General features: G+C 54.8%; 17 protein-coding genes. 11 read left to right on the forward strand and 6 right to left on the reverse strand.

What is annotated here, in order from left to right; genetic code table 11:
- The 7 genes from K675_RS31120 to K675_RS0120330 form a co-directional block, all read left to right on the forward strand.
- Positions 1–1,813: hypothetical protein (locus K675_RS31120; protein WP_017905310.1), on the forward strand; the 1,813-nt coding region annotated here is incomplete at its 5' end.
- A gap of 44 nt (positions 1,814–1,857) precedes the next feature.
- Positions 1,858–2,703 (forward strand): hypothetical protein, encoded by an 846-nt coding sequence (locus K675_RS0120305; protein ID WP_017905311.1) that lies wholly within the window; start codon positions 1,858–1,860, stop codon positions 2,701–2,703.
- Positions 2,700–3,635, forward strand: a complete 936-nt coding sequence (locus K675_RS0120310; protein ID WP_017905312.1) for a hypothetical protein — start codon at positions 2,700–2,702, stop codon at positions 3,633–3,635. The genes K675_RS0120305 and K675_RS0120310 overlap by 4 nt, the downstream gene beginning before the upstream one ends.
- A complete protein-coding gene (locus K675_RS0120315) occupies positions 3,628–5,304 on the forward strand; it encodes a hypothetical protein (RefSeq protein WP_017905313.1) in 1,677 nt (558 codons plus the stop codon). The genes K675_RS0120310 and K675_RS0120315 overlap by 8 nt, the downstream gene beginning before the upstream one ends.
- The gene (locus K675_RS0120320; RefSeq protein ID WP_017905314.1) at positions 5,282–6,085 is read left to right on the forward strand and encodes a phage BR0599 family protein; all 804 of its coding nucleotides are present in this window, start codon (positions 5,282–5,284) and stop codon (positions 6,083–6,085) included. Before K675_RS0120315 ends, K675_RS0120320 begins: the two co-directional genes overlap by 23 nt.
- 14 nt (positions 6,086–6,099) lie before the next feature.
- On the forward strand, positions 6,100–8,607 hold the full coding sequence (locus tag K675_RS31890) for a phage tail protein (protein WP_017905315.1): 2,508 nt from the start codon (positions 6,100–6,102) through the stop codon (positions 8,605–8,607).
- Positions 8,608–8,664: 57 nt separating this feature from the next.
- Complete coding sequence (locus K675_RS0120330; RefSeq protein WP_157383965.1) at positions 8,665–9,054, forward strand: hypothetical protein; 390 nt, start codon at positions 8,665–8,667, stop codon at positions 9,052–9,054.
- A gap of 54 nt (positions 9,055–9,108) precedes the next feature.
- On the opposite strand, the gene K675_RS0120335 is transcribed toward K675_RS0120330, so the two are convergent.
- Complete coding sequence (locus K675_RS0120335) at positions 9,109–10,299, reverse strand: relaxase/mobilization nuclease domain-containing protein (RefSeq protein ID WP_017905317.1); 1,191 nt, start codon at positions 10,297–10,299, stop codon at positions 9,109–9,111.
- A gap of 2 nt (positions 10,300–10,301) precedes the next feature.
- Complete coding sequence (locus K675_RS31130; RefSeq protein ID WP_017905318.1) at positions 10,302–10,613, reverse strand: plasmid mobilization protein; 312 nt, start codon at positions 10,611–10,613, stop codon at positions 10,302–10,304.
- Between the two features lie 1,025 nt (positions 10,614–11,638).
- Here K675_RS31130 and K675_RS0120350 point away from each other — a divergent pair.
- Positions 11,639–12,709, forward strand: coding sequence for a catalase family peroxidase (locus tag K675_RS0120350; RefSeq protein WP_026145378.1), 1,071 nt, complete (start codon positions 11,639–11,641; stop codon positions 12,707–12,709).
- Entirely contained in the window at positions 12,709–13,257 is a 549-nt protein-coding gene (locus K675_RS0120355; protein WP_020481072.1) for a cytochrome b, read from the forward strand. The genes K675_RS0120350 and K675_RS0120355 overlap by 1 nt, the downstream gene beginning before the upstream one ends.
- A 112-nt stretch (positions 13,258–13,369) precedes the next feature.
- On the opposite strand, the gene K675_RS0120360 is transcribed toward K675_RS0120355, so the two are convergent.
- The 3 genes from K675_RS0120360 to K675_RS0120370 all read right to left on the reverse strand — a co-directional run bounded on the left by K675_RS0120360 (position 13,370) and on the right by K675_RS0120370 (position 14,921).
- The gene (locus K675_RS0120360) at positions 13,370–13,876 is read right to left on the reverse strand and encodes a hypothetical protein (RefSeq protein ID WP_017905322.1); all 507 of its coding nucleotides are present in this window, start codon (positions 13,874–13,876) and stop codon (positions 13,370–13,372) included.
- A complete protein-coding gene (locus K675_RS0120365; protein ID WP_017905323.1) occupies positions 13,873–14,145 on the reverse strand; it encodes a hypothetical protein in 273 nt (90 codons plus the stop codon). Before K675_RS0120365 ends, K675_RS0120360 begins: the two co-directional genes overlap by 4 nt.
- Positions 14,146–14,366: 221 nt before the next feature.
- Positions 14,367–14,921 carry a helix-turn-helix domain-containing protein gene (locus K675_RS0120370; protein WP_017905324.1) on the reverse strand — a complete coding sequence of 185 codons (555 nt, stop codon included), beginning with the start codon at positions 14,919–14,921 and terminating at the stop codon, positions 14,367–14,369.
- Between the two features lie 73 nt (positions 14,922–14,994).
- On the opposite strand from K675_RS0120370, the gene K675_RS0120375 reads away from it, so the two are divergent.
- Complete coding sequence (locus tag K675_RS0120375; protein ID WP_017905325.1) at positions 14,995–16,398, forward strand: L-lactate permease; 1,404 nt, start codon at positions 14,995–14,997, stop codon at positions 16,396–16,398.
- Positions 16,399–16,608: 210 nt separating this feature from the next.
- A complete protein-coding gene (locus tag K675_RS0120380) occupies positions 16,609–16,869 on the forward strand; it encodes an IS66 family transposase (RefSeq protein ID WP_017905326.1) in 261 nt (86 codons plus the stop codon).
- Positions 16,870–17,040: 171 nt separating this feature from the next.
- Here K675_RS0120380 and K675_RS31135 read toward each other — a convergent pair.
- A partial coding sequence (locus K675_RS31135; RefSeq protein WP_017905327.1) for a hypothetical protein occupies positions 17,041–17,363 on the reverse strand: 323 nt, incomplete at its 5' end.

A 17,363-nucleotide genomic window follows, 5' to 3' on the forward strand; every position in this document is an offset into this window, starting at 1 on the left:
TAAAAGCCTAGACCTGATTCCTGGCGGGGTAGCTGACGGACTCTCAGAAAGAGTCAAGAACTGGCAAGCCGAACTCGGGAAGATGGCTGATAAAAATATCAATGCCAGCTACGAGCGAGTCGAGCACACCACTTCTACCACGACTCAAAATCTGCGTGCCAAAAAAAGCATGACGGATGCTGAAGCCCAGCAGTTGATTCTGGATATCAATACCGGGAAAAACACCGGCAACGAACTTCTGAAGCAAGCTGAAGAGTACCAGCGCCGTGCCCAGGAGATTCGCGACGAGAACGAAAAGCTAGCAAAAGACAGAGAAGCGGAGCGCGGTAAGCAATCCGAAGGGACTCAGGGCAAAAACAGCCTCACGAACACGCAAACTGCGGCAACGCTGGCCGCAACACAGGCGAAGCTTTCGGCTGATCTCAACAAGATGCAGATCGATCAGACGATTGAGCGCATCCAGACGCAACAGCAGCTAGATCAGCGTGCCTTGGACGACCGCGCAAAAGCTGAGGGCCTCACTGCCAATGAGATCGCGGATGAGCGCCTGGCCATCGATTTGAAAGCAAACCAGGAGATCAGTGATCAGCGCAAAGCGAGCATTGGCGAGGATCTGAAAGTCCTGGAAGCTCAGCTGTCAGCGCAGAAAAAGGTGCTCGGACAGTCGACCATCGATAGTGAGCGTGGCACGGCCTTGGGCGCCATTGCTGACTTGGAAGCGCAGATCACGGTTAAGCGCCAGGAGCAGGTCAATCTCACCGGGCAGTTGGCAAATCAGGAGGCTCTGCTCAAGGGTGAGCGTGCGAGTTCGCTGGCCGATGCGAAGGCCCAAATCAAGGCATTGAAAGAGCAACTGGACGTCGACCTACTGAGGATCAGGGGTAACGACTACCAGGCTGATTTAAAAGAGATCGAGCGCGAGTTTGCGGATACCAAACGGGTTCTGGAATCCCTGGGCGAAGACTCGACTGCCGCCAAGGAACTGGTCGATGCGAGGAAGGCGAAAGCCGAGCTGACAGAGATTGAGCGCCAGTACGACCGACTCAAGGAAAAACTCAGCAAAAACCAGATCACCCAGGCTGATTTCAAGGCGCAGTCTGGAAAGCTGATCGAACGCGGAGAGGAAGCTGCAGGCAACACGGGCAATGAGGAGGATCTCGATCGCGTTAACAAGATGACCGAAGACGCCAAGTCGAGTGTGCTGTCCCTGGATCAGCTTACAGGCGCTCTGGGCGAGAGCATGTCCAGTAACTTCGAAAGCGCGTTTTCTGGCTGGATAAGTGGCAGTAAATCTGCGTCTGATGCGATGTCCGAGATGGCTACGTCGGTACTCGCTGACATCTCCAAAATCATCGCAAAAATGCTGATCCAACTCGCTATCCAGCAAATGTTGTCGGCCTTTGGTTACGGCGGTGCCAGTGGCGGTGGTATGAGTAGTGCGCTTTCAGGTCTCTCAGCCTCTGTTAATCACGACGGTGGCGTAATCGGGTCAGGCGGTGGCCGCTCCAGGACTATTAACCCCCTGATGTTTACAACTCCGCTCTACTACCACACTGGCGGGATTGCTGGGCTCGCGGCTGATGAAGTCCCTGCAGTTTTGCAAAAAGGTGAAGAAGTCCTCACCAAAAACGACCCACGCCATCGCAACAACATCGGTAAAGGCCAGGATCAATCAGCGGCTCCTGAGCAAAAAGTAACGATCGTGAACCAGATCGACAGCGAATCGATCGCTTCCAGCATGGATAGCCCGGCAGGAGAAAGAGTGATTATGAATCTTTTGCGAGCAAATAAGGGCGAAATCAAGTCGTGGTAAGTGCTATAATTATTCTATAGATCAAACAGCCAACAAGAGCTGATATGTACCAGACGATTGATGCCGCTGATCACACTTCCTTCCTGTCCAACCTTCTGTCTTTTGCCGAGACAGTCGGCTGGACAGTTGTGCGCAATACTTCGTCAGAGAAGATTCTGCAGATTCCATCTGGCGGGTATGTGGGGTTGATTGTCTCTGGTGTGAATGTCGAGTTTCAGATGTTCCGTGTTTATGACTCGACGCGTGCCATTGCTGATCAGTTAGGGGTGATTGCCACTTCTTCGTCTTCATTGCTTCCTAGACTCACGTTGCATAACCAGGCGTTTAAGGTTTGGTTGACTGTGAGTGATCGAAGGATTTGCGGGGTTTGCAGAATTTCGAATACCTACCATAGTTTCTACTTGGGGTATTTGCTGCCGTTTGCGCCTACGGACGTGTACCAGTTCCCAGGGTTTGTTGGGGCTAATGGTGATGGTACGACATGGTCAACCACAACGGATGGCGTGCAGTCGTTTGTGTTCGGGCGTACTTCTGGTAGGCCTAGTCGTGTATGCCTGCCAACGGCCTCATGGCAGAGCGTGAAAATGGGCAGTGTTGGGAACTATGCAATTGATTTTGCGTACGTCTGGCCCTTTGATAACGACATCTCCAGCCTAGGGAAAACTATTGCTGGGGATCATGTGCTCTATCCAGCCTTTGTTGTCTCTTCTAAATTGAGTGCTGAGGCGACTGCTGACGATGGGATCTGGCTTGGGTACCTAGACGGCATCTATGCAATTTCCAACGATGGAACTACTTCTGAAACAGTTGTTACTGTTGATGGCGTCAACTACCTGGTAATCCCTAATGTGTTTCGCGCATCTGAAAACTTTGCGTTGAGGTTGTCATGAAGTATGTCACTGGGGCGTACAACAGCCCTGATTCCCTTATTTCTGTTCTTCGCGATCAGTTGGTTGCAGCTGGCTGGACGGTCGATAAGTTCGGGCTGGTGTCCGACTCTGTTTTTGGCTATCAGCTTTTGGTGCACAAGGGGGACACTTATTTCTCTCTGCGCAGTTACAACCTGTTTGACCCAGACAGTTCAGCGTCCCCTGGCACTGCTACTGCTTATCGTGGCGTATCGATTCGTGGAAACACGGGGTTTTCGGACTCTGCAGACTGGAAGTCTCAACCTGGGGCCGTAACAGCGTTGGCTCGGGAAGTTTTGAATTGCGGGGCGTCAGGAAAGTACCACTTTCTGTACTCGGATTCGATTGTGCATGTGGTTTGCGAGTACGACACTGACAAGTATTCCCACCTGTGCTTTGGCAAGCTGGATACTTATTCAGACAACACTGGTGGTCAGTTTTATACATCAAGCAACATCAGGAATTCTGCTGCGTACAATTTGCCATTCCAACCAGTGACTACAGGTACCTTTCACTGCCGTGTTGCGCACTCGGATACTACTGGCTGGCTCTCTTCTGTTGACGACGTTCCCACGTCAATCAACAGCTACAACGGCAAGGTGCCAACTTACGTCCAGGGCGATGGAGGGACGTATGCCGGGGCGTACGGCACAAGGGCTAGGAGTGTCAGCGACCTGACCGGTTTGTCGTCTCTGATGCCTGTGTCTGTATACACGCTTTATCGAAGCAAGCTATGTCCCCTTGGAGACGTAATTGACGTGTCCTTGGTATCGATGAGACTGATCACGCCAGGGCAGCAATACGCCGTGGGTTCCAGCAAATTCATTGCCTTCCCGATTGGCGCAAAGGCCAGCCCTTTTATGTACAACGATGCCGCAAAAGGCATGGGCGTGGCGATCAAGCTTGATGAATAAGATCGCCCGCGCTCCAGCCCTTATTGACCAGTCAGCTCGGTACCAGGTGCCGGGATTTTTCGTGCCCAGAGCTGTTTTGGTTGGGGTTGTCGAGTCGGTTCAGCCTGGTGTTGGGCCTGGGGGCTCGGGTATGCCAGATATGTCTGGGCCCGTAGCTGCAGGGCTCCGGCAGCGGGTTTGGGGCGACTACTTCTACGACAACGTATTCATGACCCCCTCTGCTATCGACGCCGGTCTCATCACTGGCGGGGCTAGCTATGCGTTTAGCTTCTGGAGCTCATACACCAATGCACTGACGCTTAAAGAGGTCGATCAGGAAGGAGATGCTGATACGGCGCTGACCGGCCTTAGCCAGGGTCTCGTCCGCTCGTTCGTCAGCCAGATTTACACGCTAGGCATCGATGAAAACGGCGACGATCTCGACTACCGCGCAACCTTCAGTTTTACAGGTGCAGCACCCGTCATCTTCACTTTGACCGGCACCAGAGCAGCCGTTATTCCGTGGGCAATTGACTGGTCAGCGACCCCCGAACTCAACCTCCAGTATTTGACTGAAGTTCATGAGTCCTTCGACGGTAACGAGCAACGTGTTTCCCTGCGGCGTGCCCCTCGGGTTTCGGTGAACTACCAGTACACCTTCGCTGACAGAGATGCTTACCGTTTTGACAACCTGGTGCACAACGTAGCGGGGCCGTTCCTCCTGCCTTTGTGGATGTTCGGCAGCGAGCTTTCCGAATCTGCCCAGACCGGCGATACGTCACTCAGCGTCTCAATGCCCAATCAGTACCTTCTTCAAGCTGATCGAGTCATCCTCACAAATGGCACTGATCACGAAGTTTTTGAAGTGGCTAGCACTGCTGGGCAGGTAATTGAGCTTAAAAGTTTGGTTAAGAAAAACTATGGTTTGAATTCAAAACTACTGCCGTTGATGACGTCGAGAGTTGCTAACGAAACCTCTTCAATGAACTACACCAGGCAGGTTGGCACTTACACTATGACGTTCGAAGGCGTAGAGGGTAAGTTTGAGACTCCTGCCATCACCTCTTCGTTTACTGAGTACAATGGCAAGAAAGTCCTAGATGTCAAACCGGACTGGGGCCAATCACCAACCACTTCATTCAATCGTCTCCGCGAAACCTTTGATTCCGACACGGGCCTGCAATATGTTTACGATAAACAACCTGGTGCTGTTCGTACCTATTCTTATCAATATCTGCATTTTTCTCACGCTGATCGTCAGAAACTCGAAGATTTTGCGGCTTCATGCCGAGGGGCTCAGGGCGAGTTTTACGTTCAGGCTCCGAATGTTGCAATGGAACTTGTTGAGGATGTCAGATCGGCAAGCAAGCAAATTGTCGTCAGTGACGCATACTACTCGTCGTTCAAAAAGTCGCTGAGTTTCGCTCCTGGCATCATGATTGTTTTGTATAATGGAACTACGTTGTGCAGGACAGTCTTATCAGTAGAAAGAACTCTAAACGACAAAGAACTGATTACGCTCGATGAAGAGCTGGCCAATATTTCGGTCGAGGATGTGGATTATATCTCTCCTTTGTACCTGGCTAGGTTTGATTCAGATGGTTTCAGGTTCTTGTTCAGCAACGAAACAACATCGTCAATAACAAAAACAATAAAGACGTTGCTCCATGCTGACACTGGAACAGATTGAGAAAAGCAATTCGCTGTCCGCGCCTGTCGAACTGTACTTGTTTGAGCATGGCACGGATTCGTACGCCTATTGCAATGACTCCCGGAAATTCCTGCATGTGGATGGACGGGTGTACGAGCCATTGCCCATCAATCGCACGAAGATTCAGCGGTCGAGCCAGGATTACAAAAACAAGCTTGATATTCAGCTGCCCAGCAACTCTGCCATCCCCTTACTGTTCCAAGGCCATCTTCCTGCAAAGCACGTTTACGTCAGTGTGTTTGTCGCACAGCGGGACAACCCAGCATTGTCGCAGGAGAGTTTTTCCGGTGAAGTTATTGGCTGTGACTTCAGCAATACGACTGGAACTCTTCACTGTGCGCCATCTAGTGGATTGCTTAGGCGGCAGATGCTGAGATTTGGGTATCAGTCTCAATGCAACAACCATCTGTACGATGATCTTTGCGGCTTGGATATAACGAAGTTTCAGAAAGACTCTGTCGTCCAGGCAATTTCTGACAACGGCACCAGGCTCCAACTTTCATACATCGGCGACAGTACAGAGTACTACCTTGCGGGCCTGCTTTCGTTCGATGAGTCTGACTTTCGGATGATCACAGGCGTCAACATAGCAACTCGTGAAGTCACCTTGATTTCACCTATATACGGAATAGAAGTAGGCTCGAAGGTAAAGATTGCCAAAGGCTGCGATAGATCAGCTTCTGCGTGCCAAGGTTTCGGAAACTTTGATAATTTCTACGGCTTCCTCACCATCCCCAATACAAACCCATTCGGCTCATAACAAGAAGAATAGCTATGGATCCGTCCACCTGGATCAACTTGATCATCCAAATTATAATGATGGCTTTCATGTTGTCGCGCATGAAAGTGAAGAACCCTAATGCACAACCTGCTGGTTTGGCTGACTTCACATTCCCAACTGCAAATGAGCGGCCTGTTCAAGTTCTGTTCGGCACCAGGAAACTTGGTGGCTCTAACGTCATTTGGTACGGAGATCTGAGCACTAAAAAGATCTATGAAAAGATCAAGATGCTCTTCACGTCCAAAAAGACCGTTATCGGATACAAATATTATATGGGTCTGCAATTGGGCATTTGCCATGGCCCTGGCACGACCCTAAAGGCTGTTTACTTTGACGATGATCTGGGCTGGAGCGGTAACGTCACCTCAGGCTCATTTTCGATCAACAAGCCTGACCTCATGGGCGGCGAAGGCAAGAATGGCGGTGTGGGTGGCACCGTGCATTTTTATCCAGGTGACTACGGCCAAGCCCCTAACGCATACCTGCAGCAGAAAGTAGGTGTGGACGTTGTCAGTGGCATGAAAGGCCTGACCTACGCAGTCTTCCAGAGCTTCTACCTCGGCAACAGCACGACCCCGCCGAAAATCTCTTTCGTCTGCTCCAGGTTCTCGCCATCACCTACTGGCCGGACTGAATACGAGCAAATCGGCGACGACTGCAACCCCGCATACACGATCTACGAAGTCCTGACAGACAAGCGCTTTGGCGCCTCGATCCCGAAAGAAAAGGTCAACATCGAGAACATCGAGCAGGTGGCAAAAACCCTGTTTGACGAGGATTTCGGAGTCAGCTTGCAGATCGATTCCAGCACTGCCACTTCGGACGTGATCGACTCGATTTTGAGTGCCATCCAGGGCTCCCTGATTACTGACCCACAGGACGGCAGACTCAAGATCAAACTGATCCGCGCAGACTACGACTACGACACCTTGCCAATCCTCAGCCCCAGGAACGTCAAAAGCATCAGCGACTTTTCGAACGGCTCGCTCGACACCGCGATCGACGAAGTGAAGCTGAAATTCATCGACGCCTCCAACAACTTCACTGAGAGGACAGTGCAGGCTCAGAATTTGGGCACTTTTGCACACAAAGGAGATGTCGACAGCAAAACCATGAGTGCGCCCTGTATCTCGCGGGCAGACATTGCACAGCGGGTGTGTGAGAGGGAGTTGACCGCAGTGTCTGTTCCCCTGAGCACAGTTTCAGTGGTTGCTAACAGGTCAATGTTCGCTGCTGAGGTAGGTGACCCTGTGCGCTTCACTTGGCCAGCTCATGGCATTGAAAACATGATCATGCGCGTGACCTCGGTGGATCTGGGGAGGCCTGGTGACTCTGCTGTTCGCCTGTCACTGGCGCAGGACGTGTTTGGTGTCACCACGTCTATTTACAGTGATGGGTCTGATCGCGTGATCGACGAAGAACGCCCTGAGCCTCTTGATCCCGTGTCCGTGGTTTTCATGACTGCGCCGGCACCGTTGACTGACAAAATCGGGATGACAAAGGCGGTGCTGTGCCTTGCCGAAGCGCCTGCAGGTGCTCTGGACTACCGCTTGGTGACTCGCTATCTGGATGACAGCTACTGGAACGAGCACGGCAATTTCTCTTTCACGCCCGTCTGCTACTTGGGTGAAGCGTTGCCTGAGCTAGGAAACGTTGGCCAGTTTGATGACCACGGCGCGGGCTTTGGGCCATGGGATTTGGAGAGCCTGGTGTTGTCTGGTGATGTCCTGCAGCTCGACAGCTATGCCTTGAACGAACGCCGGGATGGCATGGGCCTTCTGTACATCGAAGACCAGGGGCGAGAGGAATGGATCGTCTACTCGCAAGCAATTCAAAATGCTGATGGCAGCTGTACGGTCAAGAACGTGAAGCGAGGGCTGTTTGGAACCTGGCCAGTGGCGCACGAGTCAGGCGTCAAGGTCTGGGCTGTCAGCGAGGGGCATGGACTGACTAATCACGAGTTCTACGACGGGAATCGGATTGAGCTCAAGCTGCGCGTGATGAATCAGTACAGCCGCCAGGCTCTCGATGTTGCGAAGCTATATCGCCATGATTTCGTCGATTCAAACTGGGAGCCTCAAACCCCTGGAGCGCTCTCTGTCGTGACTGACGGCGGCAAGGTTTTCAATGGCGAATATGGGCCTGGCGACGTGCCGGTGGCCCAGTGGGGAAAACGCGATGGTGCGCTGCAGGAGATCCGTTTCTTCGAAGACGATGACGAAAACACCGAGATCAGCTCGAACACGCTCTTCCAGATCGACATCTACGACAGCGAGGACGGCGACGTGATTTTTTCGATCAAGGATATGGACGATTACTACTACTCGTTTGCAGACCAGCCGAAGAGCCCAGAGGGGTGGGTTCGCGAGTACTTGAGGTTCGAGATCACGGCTTACAAGATGAAGGACGGGCTGGAGCACCGGGCGCGCACGATCAGTACGGTGATCCGCCGTAGGCCCTTTACGACTGAGACTGGCGTATTGAACCCCAGCAGCGCTTGACGTAAACTGATCACTTACTAAATGCCATGATATGTGTAAATGACTAGAAGAAAGCTCATGATCGGCGACATCCATCCCCCGGAGCACAGGATTGAGTTGCTGTGGAAGCACGCCAAAGAAATCCAGGGCAGCGGGATGTCCGAAGAACGCGCAATGGAGCTTTTTGCTGAAGCTAGTAGTGAGGCCATGGTCATCCGGAATTGGTTCTTGAGTTACGAACCATCTGCAGATCAGCGTTCAGACACGAAACCTTTCCGCCTTGTTCTTGGGGAGATCCTGGCGCGGAACAACGAGCCGGATATCTTCGATCACATCATGATGTGCTCAAGCCCGATGACCGCTTTCATCAACAACAACATCTTCATCTCGATCAACTGCACGTATCTGCTCGTTGGCGCTGGCGGTGTGATTGAGTCGTTGAAAGACGTAATCGACGAAGCCTTCTAGGCCTCATCGCATGAGCAGAAATGATTAGGATCCCCGCACTGCGGGGATTTTTCATTACAGAGCCAGCGACGGCTCATCCTGCCAGGCCAATGCCAGCTCCTGCTCCTGCTCAGCCCTGGGCATCGTCATCCAATCTGACCGGAGTTGGTAGTAGTGCTCGCCGTCCTTTTTGTCTTCAAAGTCAAAGCTGGCCTTGATGCCGAAGAGGGCCAGGATCAACGCGATCACGGCCTTGATTGTGGCTTCAAGGGCTTTCTGGTTCTGTACCTGGATGCTGAGACGTCTTGGTCGGCGATTGCGGGCGCGTAGGACGAGGTAAAAAATTCGGACTCGTTCCTGGCGGTCGCTATCTCTTCGCGCAGCCTCTCTCTCAAGACGCTGAAAGGTTTCTGGGTCATAGGATATTCCCTCCTGGTTGACCAATTTTTGGAATGTGAGTCTGGAGCGTTTGAGCTTGCGGCCTGAGATTATGGTGCCCTGGTACTCATAGGAGATGCCTGTGGGTTGGCCATCCTGGTTCTTGCTGAAGTGCAAGTAGACTTGTTGGCGGCGTAGCAAGCTGATCAGCATGAACATGTCGCCGTTCTGGGCTTGGGTGGCCTCGATCGCACCAGCAATTTTGGCGATCATCCTGTGCTTTAACGGTATGCTGCCGTCGCGCTGGCTTGCCTCAAGCTGGGCTCGGGAGATCGGCGTTCCCCATGTTTCTGTGGGGGCTGGAGCTTTTGAGAGGCCAAACCTATCCTCGATGCCACTGGTGCTGTCGCAGCTGCGCATGCGCTCGTTGCTGTCTTTGACGACAGTAAACTCCTCGTTCAGACAGATCCGGTTGGCAACGATATGGACGTGCTGGTGATCCGTGTCACCGTGTAGTACAGCCACCCACTTATTTTCTAGGCCAAAGCCCAGGTCAGTCAGGTACGTCTCCACTGCTGCCAACCACTGCTCCTCGGTCAAAGACTCACCAGGGCGAAGAGAAAGCATGGCGTGCCAAACTGGTTTGATGATCCGATCGGAATCAATCGCCGAGTCACGCATTCTTTCGATCGCGTCAAACTCTTGAATCATACCTTCAGCATCGATCTTGTCCTTTGTATGCCCGTGACGCAGTGGGTCTGCTGCAAAGCAGTTTTTACCAATGGTTTTTATTGTTGTAATTGCATGCTCATGCTTGCTGAGTCCGAAGATGTACTCAATCCTATTACGAAAGCTGCCTTTTCCTTTTTCAAAGATCTTGCCAATCATGTTCAAGCTCCGAGCAATTTATTATTGATGTTATGAAGCTCTTTGATCACCAGGGAGTTGTCCTTTCCCTGATTAATCATGTTGGCGACCTTCTGGAGCTCTAGGGCTATCTGCATTGCCGCAAGAGGGATCACAACCTTCTCACGGCCTTTGTGGTCATGCAGAAGATCTCTGAGGTAAGCCCCGAGGCTCTTGAACCCAGCCTTTTCGAGCTTGGTCTTGAGGGTATCCAGTTCTGCGACTGTAAGTCTGAATGTAATCCGCTGATCCTTTTTGACGGGAACTGCAGGCCTGCCTTTATTGTTATTTTTCATGGCGCAACCTCCGAAGGAGTGTGAGCAGTCTTATTTGTCTGACATAGACACAACTGGCCACCTGTCTTTATATGCTTTCATTATGAGGATGGAGCAAAGCATGAAGGAAGAGTTTGTTTGAAAATATTTGTCTGAGATGACTATATAAGTGCCTAGGGTGGCAATAATAGTGGCTCAAATGGCAGTTAGAGTGCCTCAAATGGCGCGATATATTGCAAACTTCGCACTCTGTCAATGCGACTTGGATTAGATGTCACACTGGGTGAGTGCGAAAGTTTGAATTGTCACAGTCAGTATGTGCGAAAGGTGATCATGTTGCAGTCCGCACGTGCGAAATCACATGCCCCGCTTGCGGTCGTGGAAGCCTCATGCAGTGCTGCGACAGACCGTATCTGCGCTCGATGCGAGGTAGGGAGTGCCTGTGATTGGACAGACTGACACTACCCATTTTCTCTATCCTGACTGACCTTGGGATTGGACTGATTGAGGCCTTCAGGAAAGAAAAAGGCACACCATGGGTATTAAGGGTGGTCGACGAGTGGTTTCAGAATTGCACACTGAGTGCACACGAGCGGTTTTTGAATATCCCTGAAAGCCCCGTATTCCGTGGCCTGCAAGGGTTTCAGTAGATCCCATCCATCATCGGCGCAACGCTGAAGCGGTGAGAGGGCTCGGAGCGGGAGGAGGTAACGTCGTTCAAGGGCATGGAAAATCGGTCGCTGTGGGCATAGCCGGCGCGGATGGGGCAGGGCGCGAGCTTGAGTGGCGATGGGGCTGAAAGGGGGAGTCTACCAGAATATGGGGTGGCCCAGCGGATGGCGGGAGCGGGTGATCCCACGTGGCCTGTCTCCTGATTTGGCCGGCCTGATGCCCTGCGAGAAAGGATCATTGGCGATGAAGCAGGATGAAGAGGTTATCTCGTTTCACGGCAAGCGGTGGGTTCGATCATACTGGCGTTTTGAACTGTATGGATCGGGCGGTGATCCAAGCTCACTGCCCGTTATTGACCTGGAATCTTCGACCTCATGTCCAACGCTCCAAAAACGCCCCCGGCCTCGCGCTGGGCGATACCCGCCATCGTTGCCATTGCCGGATCGCTCGCAGTGGCGTTCGCCTGGACGGCGGGTTGGCTGGGCGGCCAGCCCACCAGCCAATCGTTCGTCAATGGCTCAGCGGATTTCCCGGCAGGTTTTCGCCGGGCCCATGGCAAGGGAATGTGTTTTGCCGCCACGTTTCGTCCCAGCGCCGAAGCGCGGTCACTGTCAGCGGCCCGCGTGTTCCAGCAGCCGGAAGTCGCGGTGAATGGACGGTTTTCGATCGGCACCGGCAGTCCGTTTGCGGCGGATGCGTCCACCAAGACGGTGAGCATGGCGCTGCTGATGAACACCGATGATCGCCAACAATGGCGCATGGCGATGAACAACCAGCCTTACTTCGCGACCCACAACGCGGAAGGTTTCCTGGACATGCAGAAAGCGCTCGCGGCCGATCCCGCCACGGGCAAGCCCAACGAGCAGCGTAGGGCGGCCTTCCTCAAGCAGTATCCGGAGGCGCAGAAGTTCCTGCAACAGGCAGCGCAAGCACCGACACCGGCCAGTTTTGCCGGCGCGGCGTTCAATGGCGTGAATGCCTTTTACCTGGTGTCGTCCGACGGACGCCGCACGGCGGTGCGCTGGACGATGCAGCCCCGCGAGCCGTTCGTGGCACTGCGCGACGATCAGCGTAGCCAGGTCGGTGCCAATCACCTGTTCGAGGAACTGCGGCACCGGCTCGCCGAGAAGCCACTGTACTGGGACCTGGTTCTGCAGATTGCGCAGCCCACGGATGCGGTCGACGACCCCTCCGAGCCTTGGCCGGAGAGTCGCCAGCGGGTCATCGCCGGCACACTGGAAGTCACTGCCGTCTCCGACCAGAGCCAGGGTGCCTGCCGGGATATCAATTACGACCCGACCATCGTTCCGGCGGGTATCGAGGTTTCAAACGATCCGATACTGGCGGCGCGTTCGGCGGCCTATTCGCGGTCATTCAATCTTCGCGAACGCGAGATCGGTTACGGTCGGGCGACGGATGCGGTCGGCAAGCAGGGGGTGCAATGATGGAATCGCCTCGGCAATCCCCGCGTTCGGGTGCCTACAACGGGCTGGCTCGCGTGCTGCACTGGCTGATGGCGCTGCTGATACTGGCCATGCTTTTCATTGGCGTCGGCATGGTGAGTTCCGTTCACCACCGCTTATGGCTGATCGACCTGCATCGGCCGCTGGGCCTGGCGATTCTGTTGTTGGCGGTGGTGCGCCTGGTCAATCGCCTGCTCAACAAGCCCCCGGCATTGCCCGCCAGCGTGCAGCCCTGGCAAGTGATGGCTGCGAGGGCTTCGCACGTGCTGCTGTACATCCTGATGTTGGCGCTGCCGCTGATCGGCTGGGCCGTACTCTCGGCGGGCGGCTATCCGGTGACCGTCGTCCAGGGCTGGAACCTGCCGGCCATCGTGCCCGCCAGCCCAGCGGGGTACGCCGTGTTGCGTGATGCTCATGGGTTCCTGGCGTGGGCATTGTTCGCGCTCGTGCTTGGGCACCTCTCGGCGGCGCTGATGCATGCCTGGGTCTATCGCGATGGCGTGTTTTCGCAGATGACCCGAGGCAAGTAGTTGTCGCATGGCCGGCGGGGAGGGTGCTCGCAGCCGGCTGATGGGCGTCTGCATTTTCCTGGAGGCAGAAACAAAAAGCCCGGCACTGAGGCCGGGCATTTGGCGATTGTACTTAATGAGCGTGGCGCCGGCCTTGCGAGTGGGTTGCACCTTGCGCGATAAAACCGTAAATATCCATGGCACTTGGCACAGACTTCAGACGCTTGAAGATGATCCCGAGAGGCAACACCAGCCCTATCATCACGGCTGTGGCAGTGAAGAAGACAGCAGAGGTTATCGGGTTTTTTGTCATGTACATCTTGAAGGAAGCATCGATGATCGCGTCGCGCGCCTCTTTCGGCTCCCCGTCCTGTGTATCGATCATCGATCCGCCAGAAACAAGTTTGATAATCAGCACTACGGGTACGAGCGCGGTCATTACAGGGACATACAGCCAGTACCGTGCGAACGTGTACACGAAATATGCGCAGTCCTTATCAGCAGCGCTAGCATCGCTTTCGAGGTAGTTTTCAACCAGCGTAGCAAGGCGCATCTGGTGAGTAACCGCTGCTCGCCTGCAGTAGGCCCAGTAGGCGACTACCGCTGCGGCGGCTGCAAAGCCCAGCATGGTATGAATCATGATTTCTCTCCTTCGGAAGCGGCTTCCAGCTGCTTCTTTTGGGCTTCCCGAATCGATTTTAGATGGCGGTCGATGCCCTTTTCCGTTTTGGACACCTTGCCCCAAGTGTAGACAGCATAAAACGGGAAAAGAGTCATAAGTATCAGAAGGAAGCTACCTAGGGTTGGGGACTTTTCCCAAACTGTCTCAAAAAGCTTGCCCAGTGAGTCAACGACATCGCTAACCCCATTCAGTGAAAATTTTGACGATCCTTGTTCTGAGGCATCCATGCTACGTACATCCCTATCCAACACAAGAAAATAAGTGTTTCGCCAGGCTCAAGCCCACGTTCGTTTGGCAAAGCCTATCAGACTCAAGTTGGGCCGCATGAGCAGGGCCGCAGTCTCTTTCAAGTCACGATGTAACGTCTGGTTCATCAGGTCCGTAGACTGTTGGCATTAAACGTGGGGCACCGGCAGCCCTGTTCGATGAAGCATCGGGGGCTTCGGCCCTATCGCAGAATGGTCAGGATGAAGTGAGTGTTCTCTTCCCCCGGGTTCATGAACCAGTGCTCGCAGTCGCCTTTCACCGTTGCGGTGTCGCCTGACTCAAGCTGCATCACCTGCTCGCCCGCATGCACCTCCAGCCTTCCTGACACGATGTGAAAGATTTCTCTCGCCCCCGACGTATGGGCCGAGAACCGCGGCGAGGCTGCCCCGGGCGGCACGTGGTACGAAAGGAGTTCCAGCGCAGGGCTCGGGCGGGCCAGGGCAAGCCGCACGATTCCGGTGGTTTCATCCTCGAAGCGCAGGTTCTCGCCGGCACGGGTGATCTCGGCATTTTCCTGCTCGATGAGCTCGGTCAACTCGCAACCCAGTCCCTTCGCGATGGACAGGGCGTTGCGCAGGCTTGGGCTCAATATGCCGCGCTCCAGGCGCGACAGGGCGGCCGTCGAGACGCCGCTGCTTTGCGCGAGCTGGTCCAGGGTGATGCCCAGCTCCAGGCGTCGCTGGCGTACCGCGCTACCGAATTGATCGGGTTCTGCTCGTCCGGGTTCGTCTTTCATCGCTTGCCTGCAGTGGTGCTATTTTGCTTATATGCAAATATAATTGCCTATAAGCAAAATAGTGAGTTGAAAAATGAATGCGCTTCTCGCCGCGTCCCCCGTTTTTTCCTCGGTTCTGGCATTGGGCCTGGGCTTGCGCTCCCTTCATGCCGCGCTGTTGGGGGTGATTGCGTCGATTCTGGCGGCAATTATCGCCTTTCCGCTCAGTGCTGTGGAAATAAGCGATGCCACGATCCGCTGGCTGCCCCTGGTGCTGGAGGTGCTGCTGATCGTCGGCGGTGGGCTATTGATGTCCGAGGTATTGCGGCATGCGGGCGCGCAGGTTGCCCTCGCCAACTGGATACGAAGCCGGGTGGGGACCGGCGTCGGTGCCGTCCTGCTGGTGGTGCATGGCGTCACACCGTTTGCGGAGTCGGTCACCGGGTTCGGTATCGGGGTGACGATCGGCATTCCGCTGCTGGTCTTCATGGGCGTGCCGGGAAAGCGGGCAGCCTTGATCGGGCTGCTTGGGCTGTGCGCCGTACCCTGGGGCTCCATGGGGCCTGGAACCATGATCGCCGCCGGGCTCGCCGGCGTTCGGTTCGATGACCTGGGCGTCGCCTCGGCGTTACTCAGCGTGTTGCCCTTTACCCTCAGTGGGGTTCTGGCCGCGTGGCTGGTCAGCGCGAGGTCGGAGCGGCCCCGTGCGCTCGCCCTGGCGGTGCTGTCTGCTCTGGTGCTGACGACAACGGTCACCCTGTCGAACCTGGCATTCGGTACGGCCCCGGCCGGTGCCCTGGGGACCGTTGCCATTATTGGCCTGCATCTGCTGTGGGGGATGCGCAACGGGCAGGCGAGCGAGAAACTGCTACCCATCGGGCGCAGGGCCTTGCAGGCCTACGGGATATTGTTGGGAGGCGTGCTGATACTCGGAACCCTTTTCAAGCTTCTGCACCTTTCCGAGAACTGGCGTTACCTGGCTTCGCCGGCCCTCTGGCTGTTCATCGCGACCTTGTGGTTCTCATTGGGTCGACCGGCCGGTGAACCGCTGGCCAAGGCCTGGAAGTCCTGGACCCAGGTGGGACCGGTGACCTGCCTGTTCATCGTCATGGGCATCGTGATGTCGGTCACTGGCACCGCGGCTTTCCTGGCACGAGCGTTATCGCAGATCGGCTCGGGCTATCTGGTGATCGCCCCCTACGTGAGTGCCATGGGCGGCTTCGTGACCGGTTCCAGCAGCGGTTCCAACGCAATGTTCGCCGCGACGCAGGCCGAGATCTCGCGCTCGCTCGGCATGGACGTATTGATGTTCATGGCCATCATCAACGTGGCCTCGGCGTTTTCCACACTGGCTTCTCCGGGGCGCATCGAAATGGCCGTTCAACTGGCTGGCGAGGACGCTGTGTTCGGGCGACGTTGGGTGCAGAGAATGGCGGTGGCGGCGGTGGTGCTGTTGGCGGGGGTGTTGGCAGTGGTCAATCTTGTGCTCGGCTTTTAGTGGTTCTCTCCACTGGGGCAGGTCGTTCCATTTCTCCATCTCTCACATTTCTCAAGAGTTTTGTGCGTGTTCGCACCCCACGCTGGAGCACTTGCCGCAGGCGTCCTCGGTGGAAGACTATGAAGCTCTGCGCCGTGGAACTGCAGCCAGCTATCTTGAGAATGGTGGAGTTTCTCGGAGCGTTTGAAGCGCAAGAGCGGAGTAGCCACCATGGAATACGACGATAAACTGATTGAAGACGCAGTGCTTGCCCTGTTGGCAGCCTACAGCTCTGACAAAGGTAATGCGTGGAAAGGGTTCGACTTCGAGATCATGAATCGACTGCATGAACGGGGTTTCATCAGTGATCCAGTCAACAGAAACAAATCCATCTGGTTGACGGCGGAAGGACTGGAGCGAGGTCGACAGCTAGCTGACCGATTGTTCGGGCTAAGGACTGAGGCAGGGCAGGTACCAGACTCGAATACCTAACTTCCTCTCCATCAGGTGAGGTTTGTGGATCGCTTACGGAAGCCGGGCGTGAGTGGGGCAGGATTGTGCCTTATGAGGTGATGTAGCTCATCATGGTTAGGTCGCTGGACTTGCCCAAAGAGGCAGCCTTGATAGGGCTGCTTCTTTGGGCAAGTTGATTGAGCGACAGCTTCAGAACGACGGCCGAGCATCCGCTCCCGCCAACAGCGAGTCTACCACTGCTCGCGACAGCTCAAGCGAGTGCATCAAACCGATGAACAGATCGCGCTCCACACCACCCAGACGTGGCCCAATCTCGTCGCCATTCAGCTCAGCGATTTTTAATAGATCCGAGACATGGGCCAGTGCCACCGGGGCTGTAATGCCCGGCTGAACGACAAACAACGGCGCCTGGGTGGAGTCTGTAGCGGCGGGGTCAAAAGCGGTGGTTATAAGCGTATCAAGCAGCAGCGGATCGTGTCCCAGGACGTGGTGTAACTCATCATGGCTCTGGC

Source organism: Pseudomonas fuscovaginae SE-1, assembly GCF_000364705.1.
GTDB classification, from domain to species: Bacteria; Pseudomonadota; Gammaproteobacteria; order Pseudomonadales; family Pseudomonadaceae; genus Aquipseudomonas; species Aquipseudomonas fuscovaginae_A.

Bases quoted from the DNA above. Each gene is read 5' to 3' on its own strand.
- K675_RS0120330 (WP_157383965.1), top strand. From the start codon at position 8,665: ATGATCGGCGACATCCATCCCCCGGAGCACAGGATTGAGTTGCTGTGG.
- K675_RS31130 (WP_017905318.1), bottom strand. From the start codon at position 10,613: ATGAAAAATAACAATAAAGGCAGGCCTGCAGTTCCCGTCAAAAAGGAT.
- K675_RS0120355 (WP_020481072.1), top strand. From the start codon at position 12,709: ATGGAATCGCCTCGGCAATCCCCGCGTTCGGGTGCCTACAACGGGCTG.
- K675_RS0120305 (WP_017905311.1), top strand. From the start codon at position 1,858: ATGTACCAGACGATTGATGCCGCTGATCACACTTCCTTCCTGTCCAAC.
- K675_RS31890 (WP_017905315.1), top strand. From the start codon at position 6,100: ATGGATCCGTCCACCTGGATCAACTTGATCATCCAAATTATAATGATG.
- K675_RS0120370 (WP_017905324.1), bottom strand. From the start codon at position 14,921: ATGAAAGACGAACCCGGACGAGCAGAACCCGATCAATTCGGTAGCGCG.
- K675_RS0120320 (WP_017905314.1), top strand. From the start codon at position 5,282: ATGCTGACACTGGAACAGATTGAGAAAAGCAATTCGCTGTCCGCGCCT.
- K675_RS0120310 (WP_017905312.1), top strand. From the start codon at position 2,700: ATGAAGTATGTCACTGGGGCGTACAACAGCCCTGATTCCCTTATTTCT.
- K675_RS0120350 (WP_026145378.1), top strand. From the start codon at position 11,639: ATGTCCAACGCTCCAAAAACGCCCCCGGCCTCGCGCTGGGCGATACCC.
- K675_RS0120380 (WP_017905326.1), top strand. From the start codon at position 16,609: ATGGAATACGACGATAAACTGATTGAAGACGCAGTGCTTGCCCTGTTG.
- K675_RS0120375 (WP_017905325.1), top strand. From the start codon at position 14,995: ATGAATGCGCTTCTCGCCGCGTCCCCCGTTTTTTCCTCGGTTCTGGCA.
- K675_RS0120365 (WP_017905323.1), bottom strand. From the start codon at position 14,145: ATGGATGCCTCAGAACAAGGATCGTCAAAATTTTCACTGAATGGGGTT.
- K675_RS0120360 (WP_017905322.1), bottom strand. From the start codon at position 13,876: ATGATTCATACCATGCTGGGCTTTGCAGCCGCCGCAGCGGTAGTCGCC.
- K675_RS0120315 (WP_017905313.1), top strand. From the start codon at position 3,628: ATGAATAAGATCGCCCGCGCTCCAGCCCTTATTGACCAGTCAGCTCGG.
- K675_RS0120335 (WP_017905317.1), bottom strand. From the start codon at position 10,299: ATGATTGGCAAGATCTTTGAAAAAGGAAAAGGCAGCTTTCGTAATAGG.